Origin of the sequence: Streptomyces sp. NPDC048258, assembly GCF_043201995.1 — a bacterium.
Taxonomy (GTDB): Bacteria; Actinomycetota; Actinomycetes; order Streptomycetales; family Streptomycetaceae; genus Streptomyces.
The window spans coordinates 110,703-131,221 of record NZ_JBICZH010000002.1; the positions used below are offsets into that span (position 1 = coordinate 110,703).

The following is a 20,519-nucleotide window of genomic DNA, read 5'->3' on the forward strand; positions in this document are numbered from 1 at the left end:
GAGAGGCACCCGCACGTGACCGCCTACTTCCCTGCCGCGCGTCTGCGCCGGGCCGCGTTCATCGGTGTGCTGTGCGCGGGCCTCGCCGTCACCGGTACGGGCTGCGGGGAGGATCCCGACGAGGGGACGAACGGGATAGGCAAGCTGTCCGCCGACAAGATCGAGGCGAAGGCGAAGGCGGCCGCCGGCGAAGCGGAGTCGGTGCACCTGTCCGGCACGCTGGTGAGCGGCGGCAAGTCCTTCACCGTCGACATGCGGCTGAAGTCGGACGGCGGCTCGGGCGAGGTGAAGTCCCAGGACGACACCTTCCAGCTGCTGCGGGTCGGGGAGCAGCTGTACCTGAAGGCGAGCGCGGCGTTCTGGGGCAAGTCCGACTCGGCCGGCAAGCTCGGCGACAAGTACGTGAAGGTGCCCGAGGGCGACCCCTCGTACAAGCAGTTCCGCGGCTTCACCGACATGGACGTGCTGCTGGACGGGCTGCTGGGCCTCCAGGGCAAGCTCGCCAAGGGCTCCTACACGAAGGTCGGGCACACCCGCGCGGTCCAGGTCACGGCGGACGCGGGCAAGGGCGGCAAGCTCTCGGTCTCCCTGGAGGGGACCCCGTACCCGCTCCTCATGGAGCGCGCGGGGGGCGCCGGCCGGGTGGAACTCGCGGAGTGGGGCAAGCCCTTCCCGCTCGTCGCGCCCGCGCAGGACCAGACCGTCGACTACGGGTCCCAGCTGCCGACGACCAAGGAAGGCGAGAACAAGGAAGGCGAGACCAAGGGCTCCGGCCAGGGCTCCAACCCGACCAAGCCCTGAGCCCTGCCACGCCCCTGGCGGGCGGCCCTAGCGGGCGGCCTTCTTCCGCTTCAGCAGCAGCTTCGGCAGGTGCGCCGGGATCGGCCGGCGGGTGATCGCCGGCGAGGCGAGCGGGGCCGCGGCCAGGGAGCCGCCCGGCAGGGTCGACACCGCCTCCGGCTCCAGCCGCAGCAGCCGGCACTCCCGCGCCCACCGCTCGGTCATCTCCTCCGAGTCGGGCGCGTTCAGCCGCTTCCCCTTGAGCTCGGCGACGGCCGCCGCCCACTCCTCGCCGCGCGGCGGGAGCTCGCGTACCGTCGCCGTCCAGGCCACCAGCCGGCCGCCCTTGTCCTTGCTCCGCACGGTCACCTCGGCGGTCGAGCCGTCGGCCAGCCCCGGGAACGGCTGCTCGCCGGGCCCGTCGCCCAGTACGTGGGCCGCGCCGTCCACCCAGGCGTGCCAGAGGGCGCGGTCGGCCCCGGCGCCGCGGACCCAGATCAGGCCGGACTTCTTGGTGGCCTCCTCGACGAGGGCCAGGTCGAGCGTGCTGAGAGTCATGCTGACAGGGTAGGCGGTGGCTCCCCAGCGCTACAGCCAGCCGTGGCGGCGCAGGGCGCGGTGGATGGTGAAGCAGATCCCGACGATCGAGGCCATCACCATCGGGTAGCCGTACTTCCACTGGAGCTCGGGCATGTGCTCGAAGTTCATCCCGTACACCCCGCAGATCATCGTGGGGACGGCGATGATCGCCGCCCAGGAGGTGATCTTGCGCATGTCCTCGTTCTGGGCGACCGTCGCCTGCGCGAGGTTCGCCTGGAGGATCGAGTTCAGGAGCTCGTCGAAGCCCACGACCTGCTCGTGCACCCGCGCCAGGTGGTCGGCGACGTCCCGGAAGTACTTCTGGATGTCGGGGTCCACCAGCCGCATCGGGCGCTCGCTCAGCAGCTCCATCGGACGCAGCAGCGGCGAGACCGCCCGCTTGAACTCCAGCACCTCGCGCTTGAGCTGGTAGATGCGGCCCGCGTCACCGCCGCGCGTACCGCCCTTCGCGGGCGCGGCGAAGACCTCGCTCTCCACCTCGTCGATGTCGTCCTGCACGGCCGCGGCGACCGCGATGTACCCGTCGACGACGTGGTCGGCGATGGAGTGCAGCACGGACGACGGGCCCTTGGAGAGGAGGTCCGGGTCGTCCTGGAGGCGGTGGCGCAGCCCCTTGAGGGAGCCCTGACCGCCGTGCCGGACGGTGATGACGAAGTCGGGGCCCGTGAAGCACATCACCTCGCCGGTCTCCACCACCTCGCTGGTGGCGGTCAGTTGGGCGTGGTCGACGTAGTGGATCGTCTTGAAGACGGTGAACAGCGTGTCGTCGTAGCGCTCCAGCTTCGGCCGCTGGTGCGCGTGCACCGCGTCCTCGACGGCCAGCGGGTGCAGGCCGAAGGTCGCCGCGATCCCCGCGAACTCCGCCTCGGTCGGCTCGTGCAGGCCGATCCAGACGAAGCCGCCGTCCTCGCGGACCCGGCGGGTCGCCTCACGGGGCGTCAGACAGGCCGGCCCCAGCACGCGTCGGCCGTCGCGGTACACGGCGCAGTCGACCACGGCGCTGCTCGCCGACGGGTCGCGGGTGGTGTCGTATCCGGGCTGGGCCGGGCTGGACTTGCGCAGTGCCGGACGGACGGCGGCACGGATGTAGGGCAGCATCGACATGGCAGGCTCCTTCGCGCGCACGGCTGCGGACCGTACGGGTGGGAGACCTTCCGGAGCGCGGGCGGGCAGGCCCGGCGGACGGAAGGAAGCAGGACGGGAGGACAAAGTTCTGCCGTCGCTCTTCTACTGATCAGAAGATCACAGGGGGCGGGAAGCGCCCGTCACAGAAGTGGAAGAGCGATTGGTACTGCACGATCGACTTCGATCCACCGCAGCCCCACCTCCTCCGGCCGGTCCCCCGTGAGAGACGTCCTGTCGCCCAGAGCCTTGAAACAATGCTTCTGCATGCGGCCCGGTCCAGCTGTCAACACTATCAGCCGACGGATGGTCAAGACCCGCCCTTTACCCGGCTGATACGAGTTCTATGCTCGCTCCATGGCAGAAATTCTGGCCCTCGTGGAGGCTCGGCTGCGCACCGCGTTCGGCGTACCCGACGCACGCGCCGCCGTCACCTTCCTGGGCACCGACCGCATCGAGGTACTCCGCTTCACCGAGGGCGACCTCGTGCGGTACGCGACCCTCGGAATGTCCGCGCACCCGATGACCGACCCGACCGCCGTGGTCGCGGACCCCGTACGCGGGCCGCGCGCCGAGCTGGTCCTGACCGTACGGGGCGGACTCGCGCCCACCGACAAACTCCTCAGGCCGCTCGCGGTCCTGGCCGCCTCCCCGCAGGTGGAGGGACTGATCGTGGCCCCCGGGGCCTCGCTCGACGTGGGTGAACCGCTCTGGGACGGGGCCGCCTTCAGCTCCGTCCTGGTGGCGGAGCCCGGGGGTCTGGTGGAGGACCTGGAGCTGGACGAGCCCATGGACCCGGTGCGGTTCCTGCCGCTCCTCCCCATGACGGCGAACGAGGCCGCCTGGAAACGGGTGCACGGCGCGGCCGCCCTCCAGGAACGCTGGCTCGCGCGCGGCACGGATCTGCGGGATCCTCTGCGTACCGCAGTCGCACTGGACTGAGCCCGGACGGGTGATCGCGTCTTGACGGCGCGCCGGGCGGGGAGGAGCGTGGCTTCTTATGAGGGGCGAACCAAGTTGCCCGAAGTGCGGTGGCCGGGTCAGGGCGCCCGGTCTCTTCTCCGACTCCTGGCAGTGCGCCGTGCACGGCACTGTCCACCCCCTGCAACCCGTGATCCCGCCCAGCGTCGAGGGCTTGGGCGTGGTCGTCCACCGGACGCAGGTGCCGGTGTGGATGCCGTGGCCCCTGCCGGTGGGGTGGCTGTTCACCGGGGTGGCGTCGGCCGGTGACGACCGCAGCGGGGGGCGGGCGACGGCGGTGGCCTGCTCGGGTCCCGGTCCGCTGGGCGGCATCGGCGAGCTGCTGCTGGTCGCCGAGGAGCTGGGCGTGGGGCTCGGCGCGCGGTTCGCGGGCATCGACGGCCCGGACCCCGGCTCGTACATCGACGTATCGGCGTCGCCGCACGCCAAGGTGGTCGCGGCCGGCCGCCCGACACCGCTGTGGCACGTCAACGGAAGCCCCGACGACCGGGCCGTCTTCGCGGGCGAGGCGCGGGGCCTGTGGCTCTGGGCGATCGTCTGGCCGGAGCAGTCCGGCCTCCTGATGTACGACGAGCTCGTCCTCACCGACCTCCGCGACGCGGGAGCCGAGGTCGAGCTCCTTCCGTGCGGGGCCCTGAGCCCGCGCATCCTCGGCCCCTCGTAGGCACCGCCGATCAGGGGGGACCTTCGGCCCGGTTATCCTGGAGTGTCTCCCCCAGTACCGCTGGGAGGCGCCCCCACCGTCCGTACGTACGAACCATGGAGCCCGGCTGTGCGCATCGACCTGCACGCCCACTCCACGGCCTCCGACGGTACGGACACCCCCGCCGAGCTGGTGCTGGGCGCCGCCGCCGCGGGGCTGGACGTGGTCGCGCTGACCGATCACGACACCGTGGGCGGGTACGCCGAGGCCCTCGCCGCGCTGCCCGCCGGGCTGACGCTGGTGACCGGAGCCGAGCTGTCCTGCCGGCTCGACGGGGTCGGGATGCACATGCTCGCCTACCTCTTCGACCCCGAGGAGCCCGAGCTCGCCCGTGAGCGCGAGCTCGTACGGGACGACCGCACCCCCCGCGCCCAGACCATGGTCGGCAAGCTCCGGTCACTCGGCGTGGACGTCACCTGGGAGCAGGTGGCCCGGATCGCCGGCGAGGGTTCCGTGGGGCGGCCGCACATCGCGACCGCGCTCGTCGAGCTGGGTGTCGTACCCACCGTCTCGGACGCCTTCACGCCCGACTGGCTCGCCGACGGCGGCCGCGCGTACGCGGAGAAGCACGAACTCGACCCCTTCGACGCCATCCGCCTGGTCAAGGCGGCCGGCGGCGTCACCGTCTTCGCCCACCCCGCGGCCGTCAAGCGCGGCGAGTGCGTGCCCGAGTCCGCGATAGCCGAGCTGGCGGCGGCGGGTCTGGACGGCATCGAGGTGGACCACATGGACCACGACACCGCCACCCGCGCGCGTCTGCGCGGCCTGGCGGCGGACCTCGGACTGCTGACCACCGGATCCAGCGACTACCACGGCAGCCGCAAGACCTGTCGCCTCGGGGACTTCACGACCGATCCCGAGATCTACGGCGAGATCACGCGCCGCGCGACCGGAGCCTTCCCCGTGCCCGGCGCCGGCGGAGGCGTCCGCGCGTAAGCGCCGCTCCGCCCTTCCCGCTTTTCTTCACACCCCTCACCTGCAAGGCATCTCTGTGTTCGACTTCGCCGTCTTCGGATCCCTTTTTCTCACCCTTTTTGTGATTATGGACCCTCCGGGGATCACGCCGATCTTCCTCGCCCTGACCTCCGGCCGCCCTGCCAAGGTGCAGCGCCGGATGGCCTGGCAGGCCGTCTGCGTGGCCTTCGGCGTCATCGCCGTCTTCGGGCTCTGCGGCCAGCAGATCCTGGACTACCTGCACGTCTCCGTACCGGCGCTGATGATCGCCGGTGGTCTGCTGCTCCTGCTCATCGCGCTCGACCTGCTCACCGGCAAGACCGACGAGCCGAAGCAGACCAAGGACGTGAACGTCGCCCTCGTCCCGCTGGGCATGCCGCTGCTGGCCGGGCCCGGTGCGATCGTGTCCGTGATCCTGGCGGTGCAGAAGGCCGACGGGGTCAGCGGGCAGCTGTCCGTCTGGTCCGCGATCATCGCCATGCACGTGGTCCTGTGGATCACGATGCGCTACTCGCTGGTGATCATCCGGGTCATCAAGGACGGCGGCGTGGTGCTCGTGACGCGGCTCGCCGGCATGATGCTGTCCGCGATCGCCGTCCAGCAGATCATCAACGGCGTGCTCCAGGTCGTCCAGGGCTCCTGACCGCACGGCACAGGACGCGAGAACGCCCCCGCACCGGTATCGGTGTCGGGGGCGTCGACGTGTGTGCGGTGGGTGAGGCGTCAGCAGGACGCCGTCTCGGCCGGTCGGATCAGAATGCGCTGGCCGACAGCGGCGGCCTGCTGCACGATCCGGTTGACGGAGGCCGCGTCCACGACGGTGCTGTCCACGGCGGACCCGTCGACGTCGTCCAGGCGCAGAATCTCGAAGCGCATGGGGCTTCTCCCTTCGTCGGTGTTTCTCCTTGCAGAGGGTTCAACGAAGTGTAGGAGGCAAACATTCCCTACGCTAAGGAAATTTTTTCACTCGCTAACGATTGGCCGGGCGCTACGAGGCGCAGGAGTCCCAGAACGCGGCCAGTGCACTGGCTGTGACCTGGGGATTCTCCGCGTTGGGGGAGTGCTCGGCGCCTTCGACGACCACCCGCGACGCGCCCAAGCGGTCCGCCATCTCATCCATCAGCGGCACCGGCCAGGCGTAGTCCACCGCTCCGGACAGCACCAGCTTGGGGAGCGGGACGGCAGCCAGCTCCGCGACCCGGTCCGGCTCCGAGATCAGCGCCCGGCCCGTGGTGATCAGCTGCTCGGGGACGGTGGCCAGCCACCGCTCGCGCAGGAAGTCCGCCAGCTCGGGGGAGTCCGGGACGGCGTCCTCCGGGTCCTGCGCGCGCATCGCCGCCCACACCGCCGGCATGTCTTCCCGCAGTGCCTCCAGGGCGGCCACCAGCAGTTTGGTGCGCGCCTGCTGCTCCTCGGAGATCGCGGCGGGTCCGCTGCTCATGAGGGTCAGCGAGGCGAAGGGCGCGGGATCGCGCAGCACGGCCGCGCGCGAGATCAGCCCGCCGAGCGAGTGGCCGAGCAGGTGCACGGGCCCCGAGCTCAGCGCGTGGACCTGCGCGAGGACGTCCAGTGCCAGCTCCTCCAGGGCGTACGCCGACTCCTCGCGCGGGCCGGGGGTCTCGTACTGGCCGCGCCCGTCCACGGCGACCACCCGGTAGCCGGCGGCGGCCAGCGGCTCCAGGAGGGCGATGAAGTCCTCCTTGCTGCCCGTGAAACCGGGGACCAGCAGGGCGGTGCCGCGGGCGGCCCCGCCCGCCTCGTGCACGGCGAAGTCGCCGCGGGCGGTCGAGAGGCGGCGGGCGCGGGCGACGGACGGCAGGGTGAGGCGCGGCGGCTTGCTCATGGGCCCGAGGTTACCGGCCCGTACGGAGCGGTGCGGAGGGGATAGGCCGATGGCCCGGCCCCCTGCGACAGGGGGCCGGGCCATCGGGCCGTGCTGACGTCGACGCGCCGGCGCCTCGGTGCCTACGCCTCGGGCGCGGCCGCGACCTTGCGGGTGCGGGTGCGCTTCGGCTTGGCCGGAGCGTCCTCGGCCGCTGCGGCGGCCGGAGCCTCCGGGGCGGCCTCGGCGACCTTGCGGGTCCGGGTGGTACGGCGGGCCTTGACCGGCTCCACGGGCGGGGCCATCTGGAAGTCCGGCTCCGGCGCGGCCGGGGCGACCTTGCGGACGCGGGCCCGGCGGGGCTTCTCCGGGGCCTCTTCGACCACGGCGACCGGGGTCACCGGAGCGGCTTCCGCGACCTTGCGGGTCGGGGTGCGCTTCGGCTTGACCGGGGCCTCCTCGGCCACGGCGACCGGGGCCTCGATCACGGCCGCCTCGGCGACCTCGGCGACGGCCTTGCGGGTGCGGGTGCGCTTCGGCTTGACCGGAGCCTCCTCGACGACCGCGACGGCCTCGGCGACCGCGACGGCCACCGGAGCCTCGACCACGGCGACCGGAGTCACCGGAGCGGCCTCGGCCACCGCAACCGCGGGGGCCGGGACGACCGCGGCACCGGCGGACACGCGGGTCCGGCGACGGCGCGGCCTGCGCGGCTCGTCGGCGGCCGGAGCCTCCGGAGCCTCGGCCACGGGGGTGACGGCGGCGGACTCGGCGCCCAGTTCGGACCCGCCCCGCGTACGGCGGCGCTGCCGCGGCGTACGGGTAGGGGCCGGACGCTCCTCGGCCACCACGGCGGCCGCGGCCGGGCCGGAGCGGCCGCCACGGCCACCACGGCCGCCAGTCTCGCCCAGGTCCTCGAGGTCCTCGGCCTTCAGGCCGGCCCGCGTGCGCTCGGCGCGCGGCAGGACGCCCTTGGTGCCGGCCGGGATGTTCATCTCCTCGAACAGGTGCGGGGACGTGGAGTACGTCTCGACCGGGTCGTGGAAGTCCAGCTCCAGCGCCTTGTTGATCAGCTGCCAGCGCGGGATGTCGTCCCAGTCGACCAGGGTGACGGCGATGCCCTTGTTGCCCGCGCGGCCGGTGCGGCCCACACGGTGCAGGAAGGTCTTCTCGTCCTCCGGCGTCTGGTAGTTGATGACGTGGGTGACACCCTCGACATCGATGCCGCGCGCGGCGACGTCGGTGCACACCAGCACGTCGACCTTGCCGTTGCGGAACGCGCGCAGCGCCTGCTCACGCGCGCCCTGGCCCAGGTCGCCGTGGACGGCGCCGGACGCGAAACCGCGCTTCTCCAGCTGCTCGGCGATGTCGGCCGCCGTGCGCTTGGTACGGCAGAAGATCATGGCCAGGCCACGGCCCTCGGCCTGCAGGATGCGGGAGACCAGCTCCGGCTTGTCCATGTTGTGCGCACGGAAGACGTGCTGCTTGATGTTGGCCACGGTCACGCCCTCGCCCTCGGGCGAGGTGGCGCGGATATGCGTCGGCTGCGTCATGTACCGGCGGGCCAGGCCGATGACCGCGCCCGGCATGGTCGCCGAGAACAGCATGGTCTGACGCTTCGGCGGCAGGTAGTTGATGATCTTCTCGACGTCGGGCAGGAAGCCCAGGTCGAGCATCTCGTCGGCCTCGTCCAGGACCAGGGCCCGGACGTGCGACAGGTCGAGCTTCTTCTGACCGGCCAGGTCGAGGAGGCGGCCCGGGGTGCCGACGATGATGTCGACGCCCTTCTTGAGCGCCTCGACCTGGGGCTCGTACGCGCGGCCGCCGTATATGGCGAGCACGCGGACGTTGCGGACCTTGCCCGCGGTCAGGAGGTCGTTGGTGACCTGGGTGCACAGCTCGCGGGTCGGAACCACCACGAGCGCCTGCGGGGCGTCGGTCAGCTGCTCGGGCTTGGCCCGGCCCGCCTCGACGTCCGCGGGGACGGTGACCCGCTCCAGCAGCGGAAGGCCGAAACCGAGCGTCTTGCCGGTTCCGGTCTTGGCCTGGCCGATGACGTCCGTGCCGGAAAGGGCGACGGGGAGGGTCATCTCCTGGATCGGGAAGGGGGACACGATGCCGACGGCCTCAAGGGCTTCGGCGGTCTCGGGGAGAATCCCGAGGTCTCGGAACGTAGTCAGGGTGCTGCCTCTTCTGTGAGACGCGGCGCGAGGCGGCGAGGGGGGTCGTACCGTGCCGGGCTTGCTGTACTGCGGCGTACATACGAAGCTGCGCGGGACCACTAAGCCTTCGCTCAAGCGCTTGTGCCGCTGAGGGGGCCCCTCAAGGGTGGCGGCACATGAACGCACGCACCACGCAGAGGGCGGGTCGGTTGGAGCCGATCGGGCCACCGACCGGGCATCCTCATTCGGATGGCCCGCCGAGTATCCGGCAGGCGCATTACCACTGTACCCCGGAATCGCGCAGCTGTGTCGGGCGAATTCACTGGCCCGGCGCGTTTACGTGGACGGACCGTGTGGATGTGTGGTGGCGTGGGCCGCCGTGCGGACGGCTATTGTGCGGAGCATGTCGACCGTTGAAAACGCCTCGCCCGCCGACGACGGCGCCCCCGCCGAAGCCACGGGCATCGCCGCCCAGGACTGGGCGACCGCCTCTGCCTCGCCGCAGTACGCGGCCGCCGTCGTGGACCTGCTCGGCGCGCTCGCGTACGGCGAGCTCGCGGCCTTCGAGCGCCTCGCGGAGGACGCGAAGCTCGCGCCCACCCTCGACGACAAGGCCGAGCTCGCCGCCATGGCCTCCGCCGAGTTCCACCACTTCGAGCGGCTGCGCGACCGGCTCGCCGCGATCGACGCCGAACCCACCGCCGCCATGCAGCCCTTCGCCAAGGGCGTGGACGACTTCCACCGCCAGACCGCGCCGTCGGACTGGCTGGAGGGCCTGGTCAAGGCGTACGTGGGCGACTCGATCGCCAGTGACTTCTACCGCGAGGTCGCCTCCCACCTGGACACCGACACCCGCGCCCTCGTGCTCGGCGTGCTCGACGACACCGGCCACGGCAACTTCGCCGTCGAGAAGGTGCGCGCCGCCATCGAGGCGGACCCGCGCTGCGGCGGCCGCCTCGCGCTGTGGGCGCGCCGGCTGATGGGCGAGGCCCTCTCGCAGGCCCAGCGCGTGGTCGCCGAGCGCGACGCGCTGTCCACCATGCTGGTCGGCGGCGTCGACGGCATGGCCGCGGGCTTCGACCTCGCGGCCGTCGGCGAGATGTTCACCCGGATCACCAAGGCGCACACCAAGCGGATGGCGGCCCTCGGCCTCGCCGCGTAAGCGTCCGTACGCGGATCGGCCCCGGTGCGGAGGATTCCGCGCCGGGGCCGACGTACGTCAAGGGTCGGGGCTCAGGGTCAGGGCTCGGGGTCAGGGCCCAGGATCAGGGGTCAGCCCCGCGACGGGAGCGAAAACGGAGTCCTGTGCGAGGGCCTGCGGGGCCCGGCGGCCGGCCGGAGCAGCAGGGACAGGACCACGGCCGACACCAGCACCGCCCCGATGAAGGTCGCGGTCAGGGTGTTGTGCCCGGGACCGAGCGCGAAGTGCGTCAGATACGCCCCGAACAGCGCCCCGAACACCCCGCTGACCAGTACCACTCTCGGATCCGGCAGGCGGTCGGCAAGCACGCGCGCGGCTGTCGCGGACAGGGCGAGCCCCAGCAGAGCCGAGCCGAACGTCTCCATCAGCAGCATGGGGTCCCTCCCACACGTCGGGGTAAACCGAGTCACTGCGGTCCTACCCGAAGCGGAGGAAACGGAAACGGCCCGGTGGATTCAACCACCAGGCCGTTTCTCGCAGTTCTCGGCACGTCACGTGCCGCCGCGTCAGAGCGCGCCGAAACCGACCTTGCGCGCGCTCGGCTCGCCCAGGTCGACGTACGACAGGCGGTCGGACGGCACCAGGACCTTGCGGCCCTTGGTGTCGGTGAGGCTGAGCAGCGGCGCCGTACCGGACAGCGCGGCGGCGACGATGGTCTCCAGCTCCTCGGCGCTCAGGTCGCTCTCCAGCACGATCTCCCGGGGTGCGTGCTGCACGCCGATCTTGACCTCCACGGCTTTGTCCCTCCGACGATCCGGTTCGCGCGATCAGCCGCGCCGTACGCGGTCCACATTAGCCCGGAGAGGGGACGCGGACCGCGCGGAGCGGACACGCTCGCAGCGAACAGCCACGAACAGCTGCTCAGCCCTCGGAGCCGTGCAGCGGGAATCCGGCGATACCGCGCCACGCGAGCGAGGTCAGCAGGCCGACCGCGGTGTCCCGGGCGACCGGGCTCTCGCTCGACAGCCAGTACCGGGCCACCACCTGCGAGACCCCGCCCAGTCCCACGGCCAGCAGCATCGACTCGTCCTTGGACAGGCCGGTGTCCTCCGCGATGACGTCGGAGATGGCCTCCGCGCACTGGAGCGAGACCCGGTCGACGCGCTCGCGCACCGCGGGCTCGTTCGTCAGGTCGGACTCGAAGACCAGCCGGAAGGCGCCGCCCTCGTCCTCCACGTACGCGAAGTACGCGTCCATCGTGGCGGCCACACGCAGCTTGTTGTCGGTCGTCGACGCGAGCGCGGTGCGGACGGCGAGCAGCAGGGACTCGCAGTGCTGGTCCAGCAGCGCCAGGTAGAGGTCGAGCTTGCCGGGGAAGTGCTGGTACAGGACCGGCTTGCTCACCCCGGCCCGCTCGGCGATGTCGTCCATGGCCGCGGCGTGGTAACCCTGCGCGACGAAAACCTCCTGCGCCGCGCCCAGGAGCTGATTGCGCCGGGCCCGGCGCGGCAGTCGCGTGCCCCGCGGACGCGCTGCCTCGGTCTGCTCGATGGCTGTCACGCCGCCTCCCACTTTCTCTAAGAACACAGTGCGCTCTGCGCCGCGCCGCCATCGTACTTTTCGGTAACCGAATCTGGTGGGTTCAAGCCGAGTTTTCTCGCGGTACGGACCGGTCGGATGCGCTGGTCAGCGGTAGTCGTCCTCGTCCAGTGGCACCACCCTCGCCTGCTCGACCGCGTCCCCGTCGTTGGCCTCGCCGCGCTCCACACCGGTGACCCGGTCGTCGTCCTCCGACGGCCCCACCTCGGTCTGCTGCTCCGCCAGGTCCGCCTCCGGCGCCTCGGGGTCGATGGATTCGGGAAACGGCTCCCGGAAAGTGTCCGGTTCCGCAGGGTCGACAGTCATACCACTCCCCTCGCTTCCTTCTTCACCTATGAGCCTAGGAGGATCGCGGATACCCCGCTATGCGGATCCCCATGCCTCTGTGACGGCGAACACAAGAAGTGGAGCGTGATCGTCTCGTAACATTGCCCGCATGTCTTCGACCGAGCTGCCGGGCGTACGGTCCACCGCCGAGCCGACCTCCCTGGCGGGAGCCGTCCGCGTGGCCGACGGGGAGCAGCTGCGCACCGTCGCGCTGCCCGGGCTGGAACTGGCCGTCCGTGTGCGTCCGCCCGTGCGCGCGGACCTGCCGCCCGCGCTGTTCGTCCACGGACTGGGCGGTTCCTCGCAGAACTGGTCGGACCTCATGGCCCAGCTGGCGGGCACCGTCGACGGCGAGGCCCTCGACCTGCCCGGCTTCGGCTGGTCCCCGCCACCCGCCGACCGGGACTACTCCGTCACCGCGTTCGCCCGCGTGGTCATCCGGCACCTCGACGCCGCCGGGCGCGGGCCGGTCCACCTGATCGGGAACTCCCTCGGCGGCGCCGTCTCCACCCGGGTCGCGGCCGTCCGGCCCGACCTCGTGCGCACGCTCACGCTGGTCTCGCCCGCCCTGCCCGAACTGCGCGTGCAGCGGGCGGCCGTACCGACCGCGCTGCTCGCCGTACCCGGGATGGGCGCGCTGCTGGGCCGGCTGGCGCAGGGGCTGACCGCCGAACAGCGCACCCAGGGGGTGACGGAGCTCTGCTACGGGGACCCCGCGCGGGTGACACCCGAGGGCTTCCGCAACGCCGTGGAGGAGATGGAGCGGCGGATGGCCCTGCCGTACTTCTGGGAGTCCCTGACCCGCTCCTCGCGCGGCATCGTCGACGCCTACACCCTCGGCGGGCAGCACGGGCTGTGGCGGCAGGCGCAGCGGGTGCTCGCGCCGACGCTGCTGGTCTACGGTGGCAGGGACCAGCTGGTCTCGTACCGTATGGCGCACAAGGCCGCCGCCGCCTTCCGGGGTTCGCGGCTGCTGTGCCTGCCGGAGGCCGGGCACGTGGCAATGATGGAGTACCCCGAGGTGGTGGCCGCCGCCTTCCGGGAGCTGCTCCTGGACACCGAAGACGGCAGAGGCTGAGGACCGTGGGACGACATAGTCGCAGGGACCCCGCCCCTGCCCCTGCCCCGGCGCGTCCGGCGCCGGTGTACGAGGAACCGGTGGCGTACGAGCAGTCCTTCCCGTACGAGGACTCCTTCCCGTACGAGCGGCCCTCCTCGTACGAGGAGCCTTTCCCGTACGAGGAGCCGCGCACCCGGCCGTGGCCCGAACCCACCGTCACCCACCAGGGTTACGTGCCCCAGGAGCGGCCCGTTCCCGGCGGCCACCCCGAGCAGCACGAACCGGGCGGCGCCTGGGGCGCCTCGCCCGACTCCGTGTACGGGGACTGGCGCGGGGTTCCGCGGGCCCGGACCGCGACCGCCCTGCTGGACACCGACACCCCGGCGTACGGCACCCCCGCGGTGGGCTTCCCGCAGGTCACCCTGCCGGAGCCCGCGCCGGCGCCGATGCCCGCGCCGGCGCCGATGCCCGCGCCGGTACCGACGCCCGCCCCCGACCCCGTCACCTCCACCGGCTCGCACCGCCGCGTACCCGGCCCGCGCAAGCCCGCCGACGCCCCGGTGGAGCAGCCCGGCTCCGGACGCGGCCGCAAGGTCCGCACCTACACCGTCACCGCCGCCGTGGCCGTCACCGCCGTCGTCGCCGTCGTCGTCGCGAGCCAGGTGCTCCACCACGGCGAGATCGCCCAGCACGGCACGCTCGCCGCCGGGGACGACTCCCGGGCCGACGCCCCCACCTCCCGCTCCGACGGCCGCCCGACGCCGGACGCCCCCGCGGCCTCGCAGTCGGCCGCGGCCGCGCCGGAGCCGACGTACGAGCAGAAGATGGCCCAGCAGCTGCCGATCGACGAGAAGCTCGCCGGGTCCGGCGCCTTCGACACCGTGCCCGGTGTGGCCAAGGCCCCCGGCAAGGGCAAACTCGTGCGCTACCGGGTCGACGTGGAGCAGGGCCTGGGCCTGGACCCGCAGCTGTTCGCCGAGGCCGTCCACCGCACCCTCAACGACGACCGCAGCTGGGGCCACGGCGGCACGAAGACCTTCGAGCGGGTGCCGGGCGGCGAGGCCGACTTCGTGATCACCCTGGCCAGCCCCGGGACCACCGGGACGTGGTGCGCCAAGTCCGGTCTGGACACCACCATCGACAACGTCTCCTGCGACTCCGCGTCCACCGACCGGGTGATGATCAACGCGTTCCGCTGGGCCCAGGGCTCGCCCACGTACGGCCCGGACCAGATGTTCGCCTACCGCCAGATGCTCATCAACCACGAGGTCGGCCACCGGCTCGGACACGGTCACGTGAACTGCCGCACGCCGGGCGCGCTCGCCCCGATCATGCAGCAGCAGACCAAGTCCCTCGACATCGACGGCATCCAGTGCAAGCCCAACCCGTGGGTTTTCCCCGGTAGTTGATCGGGTCCGCCCCGATCTCCGTGCAGGGCACCCCTATCTAGCGTGCTCGAACGCGAACCGTACGGGAAAGTTACGACTCTTCACCCCTTCCGGTGGCGCGATGGACAACCGTCCGTCGCGTCTCCGGTATATCCGCTTGAGTTCTTCCGCGGCGGGTCGCCGGACCGACGACGACCGCCTGAACGGGAGATCGGGGGTGCCACTCGTGCGGATCGGACTGCTCACGGAAGGTGGTTATCCGTATGCCACCGGAGAGGCGAGGCTGTGGTGCGACCGGCTCGTGCGCGGGCTCCCGCAGCACGAGTTCGAGCTCTACGCACTGAGTCGCAGCGCCGAGCAGGAACGCACCAGGGTCCTCCTGCCCGAGCACGTCACCCGCGTCCGGACCGCCCCCCTGTGGGCCCCGGCCGACGACGGGCGGACGTACAGCCGGCGTGAGCGCCGGCGCTTCGCCGACTGTTTCCGGGAGCTGGTCCACGGGGTCTGCGCCGGCGAGGCACCCGCCTTCGCGGCCGGGCTCTACGGGCTCGCCGGACTCGCCCGCGACCAGGGCGGCCTGTACGCGGCGCTGCGCTCCGAGTCCGCGGTGCGGGCGGTGGAGTCCGCCTGCCGGGCACCGGGCGCGGGGCGCACGGTGCAGGCGGCGCAGGTACCGGACCTGCTGGAGTTCGTGGACGAACTGGAGCGCATGCTCCGGCCGTTGTCCCTCGACTGGTACGAGGAGCCCGGCAATCTCGGCGCGGTCGACATCTGCCACGCCGCCGCGGGCGGAGTGGCGGCGCTCCCCGGACTGCTGGCCAAACGCTTCTTCGGGGTCCCGCTGCTGGTCACCGAGTACGGCGTCCAGCTGCGGGCCCACTACCTCGACCAGAGCCAGGAGGCCCGGCCCGCCGTACGGGCCCTGCTCGCGGCCTTCCACATCCGGCTGGCCGGCGAGATCTACGCCCAGGCCGACCTCCTGACTCCCGGGAACGCGCACGCCCGGCGCTGGCAGGAGCGGTGCGGGGCCACCCGGGACCGGCTGCGGACGGTCTATCCCGGGATGGAGGCGGACCGATTCGCCACCGTCGGGGAGGCCGTGGACTGCGGGGACCCCGAGACCCTGGTGTGGGTCGGCCGGATCGAGCCCGCCAAGGACCTCATCGCGCTGCTGCACGCCTTCGCGGAGGTCCGCCGGGCCGTGCCGCGGACCCGGCTGCGGATCTTCGCCACGGCCGTGGCCCCCGGCTACCTGGCCGACTGCCGGTCCCTGGCCGCCCAGTTGTTCCCCGACGAGGCCGTCGACGCCGTGACCGTCGGGGAGAACCCCGTCACCTTCGAGGAGATCGGCGGGCCCGAGGCGCCCTCCCCGGCCGAGGCCTACGGCGCGGGGCGCGTGGTCGTCCTGTCCTCCGTGATCGAGGGCTTCCCGATCACCCTGGCCGAGGCGATGTTCTGCGGCCGGGCCACCGTGTCCACCGACGTCGGCGCGGTCCGCGAGGTCATCGGCGGCACCGGGCTCGTCGTCCCGCCGCGCAATCCGCGGGCCCTGGCCGACGCGTGCCTCTCGCTGTTAGGGGATCCCGAGCGGGCGCAGCGGCTCGGGGCCGCCGCCCGGGCGCGGGCCCTGGAACTCTTCACGGTCGAGCAGAACGTGACCGCCTTCCAGGAGATCTACCTGCGGTTGCTGGCCCGCGGATCCGCCCGGCCGGACGGGGAGGTCCCCTTCGCGCAGCCCGCGGAGGCGCGTGTGCCGGGGCACTGGACCAGCCCCACCTGGGCCACCGTTCCGGAGGCGACCGTATGACCACCGTGGACCCCGGCATGTCGGCCCGCCCGGCACCCCCGGGCGGGGCCGAGCCGGCCGACGGCGCGGGACACGCCCCCCGGCGGGGTGGGGATCCCGTCAAGGCGCTGCTGCACCGGCATCGCGCGCTGTGCGAGCGGGCCGTGGATCCGCTGGAGATCGCCGCCGGGCTGGAAGCCCACGGGATCACCGACCGGACCGCCGGGCGCTTCCGCCACCGGGACGTCTTCTCGCTCGCCGAGGAGCTGTACGCCCGGACCCCGCACGGAGAGGCTCCCGCCGCCGCGGCCGCGCGGATCCCGGCCCGGGCCCCGGCGTTCCGGGGGTTCGGGTACGCCCTGCTGCCCGGCGCCGTCGCCTTCGCGGCGGCCGCCGCCGGGCAGCCCTGGGCCGGTCCCGCCGCCGTATCCGCGGTCGTCGCCGCCCTGGTGTGGCCCGGGCGGGCCGCCGGAGGCCGGTTCCCCTGCGCCGCGCACCTGCTGGCCGCGGCCGCCGTCGGCTGGGCCGCGCACCGGCACGGCGCCGCCCTCGCCGTCGGCCTCGCGCTGGCCGTCGCCCCCGGCCACCTGACCGCCGCGGCGTTCGCCGCGGCGGCCCGCTCCCGGCTCGCCGGGAGCCACGCCCTGGAGGACTTCGCCGACCGGGCCCGTCCGCTGCTGCTCGCGGCCGTCGCCGTGTTCACCGCGGCCGCCGCCGGGGCCGCCGCGCTCGCCGGAGCACCGCTCACGGTGGCTCTGCCGCTCGCCGTACTGCTGTTCCTGACGCGGCTCCTGCTCCGGCACGGAGCCCACCGCGGACCGGTCGCCGCCGCCCTGGCGCTCGCCCTGGTCCCGGTCCCCGCGGCGGCGGCCGCCGCCGCGGCGGGACTCCTCGTACACGCCGTCCTCGCGCTGTCCCGCGCATCCGCCCATGCGCGACCCCGTCCATCCACTCGCAAGGAGAAACAGAAGATGACCGGCCAGCCAACCGACCAAGGGGCCACGCGATGAGGGTGCTGCTGATCGGAGCCAACGGATACCTCGGCCGCTACGTCGCCGACCGACTGCTCGCCGACCCCGCCGTCCAGCTCACCGCGCTCGGCCGCGGCGACGACGCCGACGTCCGCTTCGACCTCGCCACCGGCAGCCCCGGCGCGCTCACCCGCTTCCTCGACGCCGTCCACCCCGGCGTCGTCATCAACTGCGCCGGCGCCACCCGCGGCGGAGCCCGGGAGCTCACCCGGCACAACACGGTCGCCGTGGCCACCGTCTGCGAGTCGCTGCGCCGCAGCGGCTGCGGGGCCCGCCTCGTCCAGCTCGGCTGCGCCGCCGAGTACGGGCCCAGCCAGCCCGGATCGTCCACGGCCGAGGACGCCGTGCCGAGACCCGGCGGACCGTACGGAGTCAGCAAACTGGCCGCCACCGAGCTGGTGCTGGGCTCCGGGCTGGACGCCGTCGTGCTGCGGGTCTTCTCGCCCGTCGGCCCCGGCACCCCCGCCGGATCCCCCCTCGGCCGCCTCGCCGAGGCCATGCGCCGCGCGATGCAGTCCGGGGACGGCGAGCTCAAGCTCAGCGGGCTCGGCGTCCAGCGCGACTTCGTGGACGTACGGGACGTGGCGCGGGCCGTGCACGCCGCCTCCCTCTCGGCAGCCCAGGGCGTCGTCAACATCGGCACCGGCCGTGCGGTCCGGCTGCGCGACGCGGCCGCCGTCCTGGCCCGGGTCGCCGGGTACGGGGGCGCCCTGCACGAGCTGGACGTACCGCACGGGGGGCCGCAGCAGTCGCACGCGCACCCCGGCCGCCCGGTCGGGCTCGCCGCCATCGGGTCCCCCCGGTCCGAGGCGACGGCCGAGCAGCTCGCGGCCGCGGCCCCGCAGCCGTACCCGTACCCCGACGGCTGCGGGGCCTGGCAGCAGGCCGACGTCCGCACCGCCCGCGACCGGCTCGGCTGGCGGCCCCGGATCAACCTGGAGGAGTCCCTCGCGGACATCTGGATGGAGGCGGCGTGCCGTATCTGACCACCCCGCCCGGGGCCCCGGCGGCCGCCGCGACCGAGGCCGGCCGGCTCGGCCTCGGCATCCCCGGCTACGCGCACCCGCTGCTCGCCCCCGTCGAGTGGGCCGAACTGACCCGCCCCGGGACCCCGCTGCACTGGGCCGTGCTCAATGTCACGGACGGCCCGGGCGGGCGGCCCGACCCGCACTGCACGGAGGCGGCCGCGAAGCTGCGCGGCGCGGGCGGCACCGTCCTCGGGCACCTCGCCATGCGGGACGGCGAACGGTCCTTCGGGGAGCTGATCTCCGATGCCCACCGCTTCCGCGACTGGTACGGGGTCGGCGGTTTCTACCTCGCCGGCGCCCCGGCGGACAAGGCGGAACTCGCCTCGGTGCGCCGGGTCGCGGACACCCTGCGCGGCCTGGGCGAGGACATCCGTATCGTGCTCGGGCACGGCACGCACCCGTACGAGGGCTACGTGGAGGCGGCCGACCAGCTGGTCACCTTCTCCGGAACCTGGGCCGACTACCGCTGGTCGCAGGTGGCGGAGTGGACGGCCGACCACCCGGCGGAGCGGTTCTGCCACCTCGTCCACGGGGTGCCGCGCACGCACCTGGAGGAGGCGATGCGGATCGCCTGCTGGCAGGGCGCGGGCACGATCTGGTTCACGGACCGGCGCGGGGCGGGGGACCGGGATCCATGGGCCTCGATGCCCGCGTACTGGGACGAAATCGTCTCACGGATCGGGACAGGTGTCTTGGAATGAAGACGGGCGTGGCAGTGTTACGGGGAGAACCACCGTTAAGACGTAACCATCTACGGAGTCCCCGTGTCGCTGCCACCCCTGGTAGAGCCAGCCGCTGAGCTCACCGTTGACGAGGTCCGTCGGTACTCCCGCCACCTGATCATCCCGGATGTCGGGATGGACGGCCAGAAGCGCCTCAAGAACGCCAAGGTGCTGGCCGTGGGCGCGGGCGGCCTCGGCTCGCCCGCCCTCATGTACCTGGCCGCGGCCGGCGTCGGCACGCTGGGCATCGTGGAGTTCGACGAGGTCGACGAGTCGAACCTGCAGCGCCAGATCATCCACAGCCAGGCGGACATCGGCCGTTCCAAGGCCGAGTCGGCCCGCGACAGCGTGCTGGGCATCAACCCGTACGTGAACGTGGTCCTTCACGAAGAGCGGCTCGAAGCCGAGAACGTGATGGAGATCTTCAGCCAGTACGACCTCATCGTCGACGGCACGGACAACTTCGCCACGCGGTACCTGGTCAACGACGCCTGCGTACTGCTGAACAAGCCGTACGTGTGGGGTTCGATCTACCGCTTCGACGGCCAGGCCTCGGTCTTCTGGTCCGAGCACGGCCCGTGCTACCGCTGCCTGTACCCGGAGCCCCCGCCGCCGGGCATGGTCCCGAGCTGCGCCGAGGGCGGCGTACTGGGCGTGCTCTGCGCGTCCATCGGGTCCATCCAGGTCACCGAGGCCATCAAGGTCCTCACGGGCGTGGGCGAGCCGCTGGTCGGCCGCCTGATGATCTACGACGCCCTGGAGATGCAGTACCGCCAGGTCAAGGTCCGCAAGGACCCCGACTGCGCGGTCTGCGGTCCGAACGCGACCGTCACCGAGCTCATCGACTACGAAGCCTTCTGCGGCGTCGTGTCGGAGGAGGCCCAGGAGGCGGCCGCCGGCTCGACGATCACTCCCAAGCAGCTCAAGGAGTGGATCGACGCGGACGAGAAGATCGAGATCATCGACGTCCGTGAGAAGAACGAGTACGAGATCGTCTCGATCCCCGGCGCGAAGCTGATCCCCAAGGGCGAGTTCCTGATGGGCACCGCCCTCCAGGACCTGCCGCAGGACAAGCGCATCGTCTTGCACTGCAAGACGGGTGTCCGCAGTGCGGAAGTCCTCGCGGTCCTGAAGTCCGCCGGTTTCTCGGACGCGGTCCACGTCGGCGGCGGCGTGATCGGCTGGGTCCACCAGATCGAGCCCGACAAGCCGGTCTACTAGTCACGCCAGGTCGTACCCAGGCACGCCCGAAGGGGCCGCACCCGCGAGGTCGGGGGTGCGGCCCCTTCGGCACGTCCGGGCACACGGCTCGT

22 protein-coding genes are annotated in these 20,519 nt (G+C 72.6%); 13 read left to right on the forward strand and 9 right to left on the reverse strand.

The window, feature by feature from the left end; translation table 11 throughout:
• Positions 1–15: 15 nt before the first annotated feature.
• Positions 16–801 carry a hypothetical protein gene (locus ACGFYQ_RS04690; RefSeq protein WP_393739964.1) on the forward strand — a complete coding sequence of 262 codons (786 nt, stop codon included), beginning with the start codon at positions 16–18 and terminating at the stop codon, positions 799–801.
• A gap of 27 nt (positions 802–828) precedes the next feature.
• Here ACGFYQ_RS04690 and ACGFYQ_RS04695 read toward each other — a convergent pair whose 3' ends face one another.
• Both ACGFYQ_RS04695 and ACGFYQ_RS04700 read right to left on the reverse strand, forming a co-directional pair.
• The gene (locus tag ACGFYQ_RS04695) at positions 829–1,338 is read right to left on the reverse strand and encodes a hypothetical protein (RefSeq protein WP_393739966.1); all 510 of its coding nucleotides are present in this window, start codon (positions 1,336–1,338) and stop codon (positions 829–831) included.
• Between the two features lie 30 nt (positions 1,339–1,368).
• Entirely contained in the window at positions 1,369–2,484 is a 1,116-nt protein-coding gene (locus tag ACGFYQ_RS04700; RefSeq protein WP_393739968.1) for a magnesium and cobalt transport protein CorA, read from the reverse strand.
• Between the two features lie 375 nt (positions 2,485–2,859).
• Between ACGFYQ_RS04700 and ACGFYQ_RS04705 the strand changes: the two genes are divergently transcribed.
• The 4 genes from ACGFYQ_RS04705 to ACGFYQ_RS04720 all read left to right on the forward strand — a co-directional run bounded on the left by ACGFYQ_RS04705 (position 2,860) and on the right by ACGFYQ_RS04720 (position 5,783).
• Positions 2,860–3,444 carry a suppressor of fused domain protein gene (locus ACGFYQ_RS04705; RefSeq protein WP_328927503.1) on the forward strand — a complete coding sequence of 195 codons (585 nt, stop codon included), beginning with the start codon at positions 2,860–2,862 and terminating at the stop codon, positions 3,442–3,444.
• Between the two features lie 58 nt (positions 3,445–3,502).
• The gene (locus ACGFYQ_RS04710) at positions 3,503–4,147 is read left to right on the forward strand and encodes a DUF6758 family protein (RefSeq protein ID WP_393739970.1); all 645 of its coding nucleotides are present in this window, start codon (positions 3,503–3,505) and stop codon (positions 4,145–4,147) included.
• Between the two features lie 108 nt (positions 4,148–4,255).
• Positions 4,256–5,122, forward strand: a complete 867-nt coding sequence (locus tag ACGFYQ_RS04715) for a PHP domain-containing protein (RefSeq protein ID WP_393739972.1) — start codon at positions 4,256–4,258, stop codon at positions 5,120–5,122.
• 55 nt (positions 5,123–5,177) lie between these two features.
• Positions 5,178–5,783, forward strand: a complete 606-nt coding sequence (locus ACGFYQ_RS04720; RefSeq protein ID WP_393739974.1) for a MarC family protein — start codon at positions 5,178–5,180, stop codon at positions 5,781–5,783.
• An 80-nt stretch (positions 5,784–5,863) separates the two neighbouring features.
• Here the strand turns inward: ACGFYQ_RS04720 and ACGFYQ_RS04725 are convergent, their stop codons facing one another.
• The 3 genes from ACGFYQ_RS04725 to ACGFYQ_RS04735 all read right to left on the reverse strand — a co-directional run bounded on the left by ACGFYQ_RS04725 (position 5,864) and on the right by ACGFYQ_RS04735 (position 9,076).
• Positions 5,864–6,016 (reverse strand): hypothetical protein, encoded by a 153-nt coding sequence (locus ACGFYQ_RS04725; RefSeq protein WP_215149874.1) that lies wholly within the window; start codon positions 6,014–6,016, stop codon positions 5,864–5,866.
• A gap of 112 nt (positions 6,017–6,128) precedes the next feature.
• Positions 6,129–6,983, reverse strand: a complete 855-nt coding sequence (locus ACGFYQ_RS04730) for an alpha/beta fold hydrolase (protein WP_393739977.1) — start codon at positions 6,981–6,983, stop codon at positions 6,129–6,131.
• 122 nt (positions 6,984–7,105) lie between these two features.
• Positions 7,106–9,076, reverse strand: coding sequence for a DEAD/DEAH box helicase (locus ACGFYQ_RS04735; protein WP_393739979.1), 1,971 nt, complete (start codon positions 9,074–9,076; stop codon positions 7,106–7,108).
• Positions 9,077–9,527: 451 nt separating this feature from the next.
• On the opposite strand from ACGFYQ_RS04735, the gene ACGFYQ_RS04740 reads away from it, so the two are divergent.
• Positions 9,528–10,286, forward strand: a complete 759-nt coding sequence (locus ACGFYQ_RS04740; RefSeq protein WP_393739981.1) for a ferritin-like fold-containing protein — start codon at positions 9,528–9,530, stop codon at positions 10,284–10,286.
• 110 nt (positions 10,287–10,396) lie between these two features.
• Here ACGFYQ_RS04740 and ACGFYQ_RS04745 read toward each other — a convergent pair whose 3' ends face one another.
• The 4 genes from ACGFYQ_RS04745 to ACGFYQ_RS04760 form a co-directional block, all read right to left on the reverse strand.
• Positions 10,397–10,696 carry a hypothetical protein gene (locus ACGFYQ_RS04745; protein ID WP_393740889.1) on the reverse strand — a complete coding sequence of 100 codons (300 nt, stop codon included), beginning with the start codon at positions 10,694–10,696 and terminating at the stop codon, positions 10,397–10,399.
• Positions 10,697–10,831: 135 nt separating this feature from the next.
• Positions 10,832–11,059, reverse strand: a complete 228-nt coding sequence (locus ACGFYQ_RS04750) for a DUF3107 domain-containing protein (RefSeq protein ID WP_215149754.1) — start codon at positions 11,057–11,059, stop codon at positions 10,832–10,834.
• Between the two features lie 127 nt (positions 11,060–11,186).
• The gene (locus ACGFYQ_RS04755) at positions 11,187–11,825 is read right to left on the reverse strand and encodes a TetR/AcrR family transcriptional regulator (protein WP_382647025.1); all 639 of its coding nucleotides are present in this window, start codon (positions 11,823–11,825) and stop codon (positions 11,187–11,189) included.
• A gap of 126 nt (positions 11,826–11,951) precedes the next feature.
• Positions 11,952–12,170 (reverse strand): hypothetical protein, encoded by a 219-nt coding sequence (locus tag ACGFYQ_RS04760; protein WP_362392567.1) that lies wholly within the window; start codon positions 12,168–12,170, stop codon positions 11,952–11,954.
• Between the two features lie 130 nt (positions 12,171–12,300).
• On the opposite strand from ACGFYQ_RS04760, the gene ACGFYQ_RS04765 reads away from it, so the two are divergent.
• The 7 genes from ACGFYQ_RS04765 to moeZ all read left to right on the forward strand — a co-directional run bounded on the left by ACGFYQ_RS04765 (position 12,301) and on the right by moeZ (position 20,427).
• Positions 12,301–13,269, forward strand: a complete 969-nt coding sequence (locus ACGFYQ_RS04765; protein WP_393739984.1) for an alpha/beta fold hydrolase — start codon at positions 12,301–12,303, stop codon at positions 13,267–13,269.
• 5 nt (positions 13,270–13,274) lie between these two features.
• Positions 13,275–14,660, forward strand: a complete 1,386-nt coding sequence (locus ACGFYQ_RS04770) for a DUF3152 domain-containing protein (protein ID WP_393739986.1) — start codon at positions 13,275–13,277, stop codon at positions 14,658–14,660.
• 205 nt (positions 14,661–14,865) lie between these two features.
• Positions 14,866–16,446: a GT4 family glycosyltransferase PelF gene (gene pelF, locus ACGFYQ_RS04775; RefSeq protein ID WP_393739988.1), complete on the forward strand. Its 1,581-nt coding sequence runs from the start codon at positions 14,866–14,868 to the stop codon at positions 16,444–16,446.
• Positions 16,443–17,435, forward strand: coding sequence for a hypothetical protein (locus tag ACGFYQ_RS04780; RefSeq protein WP_393739990.1), 993 nt, complete (start codon positions 16,443–16,445; stop codon positions 17,433–17,435). The genes pelF and ACGFYQ_RS04780 overlap by 4 nt, the downstream gene beginning before the upstream one ends.
• Complete coding sequence (locus tag ACGFYQ_RS04785) at positions 17,432–18,442, forward strand: NAD-dependent epimerase/dehydratase (RefSeq protein WP_393739992.1); 1,011 nt, start codon at positions 17,432–17,434, stop codon at positions 18,440–18,442. The genes ACGFYQ_RS04780 and ACGFYQ_RS04785 overlap by 4 nt, the downstream gene beginning before the upstream one ends.
• Positions 18,430–19,185 (forward strand): spherulation-specific family 4 protein, encoded by a 756-nt coding sequence (locus ACGFYQ_RS04790; protein WP_393739994.1) that lies wholly within the window; start codon positions 18,430–18,432, stop codon positions 19,183–19,185. The genes ACGFYQ_RS04785 and ACGFYQ_RS04790 overlap by 13 nt, the downstream gene beginning before the upstream one ends.
• 63 nt (positions 19,186–19,248) lie before the next feature.
• Complete coding sequence (gene moeZ, locus ACGFYQ_RS04795; RefSeq protein ID WP_393739996.1) at positions 19,249–20,427, forward strand: adenylyltransferase/sulfurtransferase MoeZ; 1,179 nt, start codon at positions 19,249–19,251, stop codon at positions 20,425–20,427.
• Positions 20,428–20,519 lie beyond the last annotated feature (92 nt).

Coding starts and splice junctions, on each gene's coding strand:
- ACGFYQ_RS04695 (WP_393739966.1), bottom strand. CDS start 1,338: ATGACTCTCAGCACGCTCGACCTGGCCCTCGTCGAGGAGGCCACCAAG.
- ACGFYQ_RS04700 (WP_393739968.1), bottom strand. CDS start 2,484: ATGTCGATGCTGCCCTACATCCGTGCCGCCGTCCGTCCGGCACTGCGC.
- ACGFYQ_RS04705 (WP_328927503.1), top strand. CDS start 2,860: ATGGCAGAAATTCTGGCCCTCGTGGAGGCTCGGCTGCGCACCGCGTTC.
- ACGFYQ_RS04710 (WP_393739970.1), top strand. CDS start 3,503: ATGAGGGGCGAACCAAGTTGCCCGAAGTGCGGTGGCCGGGTCAGGGCG.
- ACGFYQ_RS04725 (WP_215149874.1), bottom strand. CDS start 6,016: ATGCGCTTCGAGATTCTGCGCCTGGACGACGTCGACGGGTCCGCCGTG.
- ACGFYQ_RS04730 (WP_393739977.1), bottom strand. CDS start 6,983: ATGAGCAAGCCGCCGCGCCTCACCCTGCCGTCCGTCGCCCGCGCCCGC.
- ACGFYQ_RS04740 (WP_393739981.1), top strand. CDS start 9,528: ATGTCGACCGTTGAAAACGCCTCGCCCGCCGACGACGGCGCCCCCGCC.
- ACGFYQ_RS04760 (WP_362392567.1), bottom strand. CDS start 12,170: ATGACTGTCGACCCTGCGGAACCGGACACTTTCCGGGAGCCGTTTCCC.
- ACGFYQ_RS04765 (WP_393739984.1), top strand. CDS start 12,301: ATGTCTTCGACCGAGCTGCCGGGCGTACGGTCCACCGCCGAGCCGACC.
- ACGFYQ_RS04780 (WP_393739990.1), top strand. CDS start 16,443: ATGACCACCGTGGACCCCGGCATGTCGGCCCGCCCGGCACCCCCGGGC.
- ACGFYQ_RS04785 (WP_393739992.1), top strand. CDS start 17,432: ATGAGGGTGCTGCTGATCGGAGCCAACGGATACCTCGGCCGCTACGTC.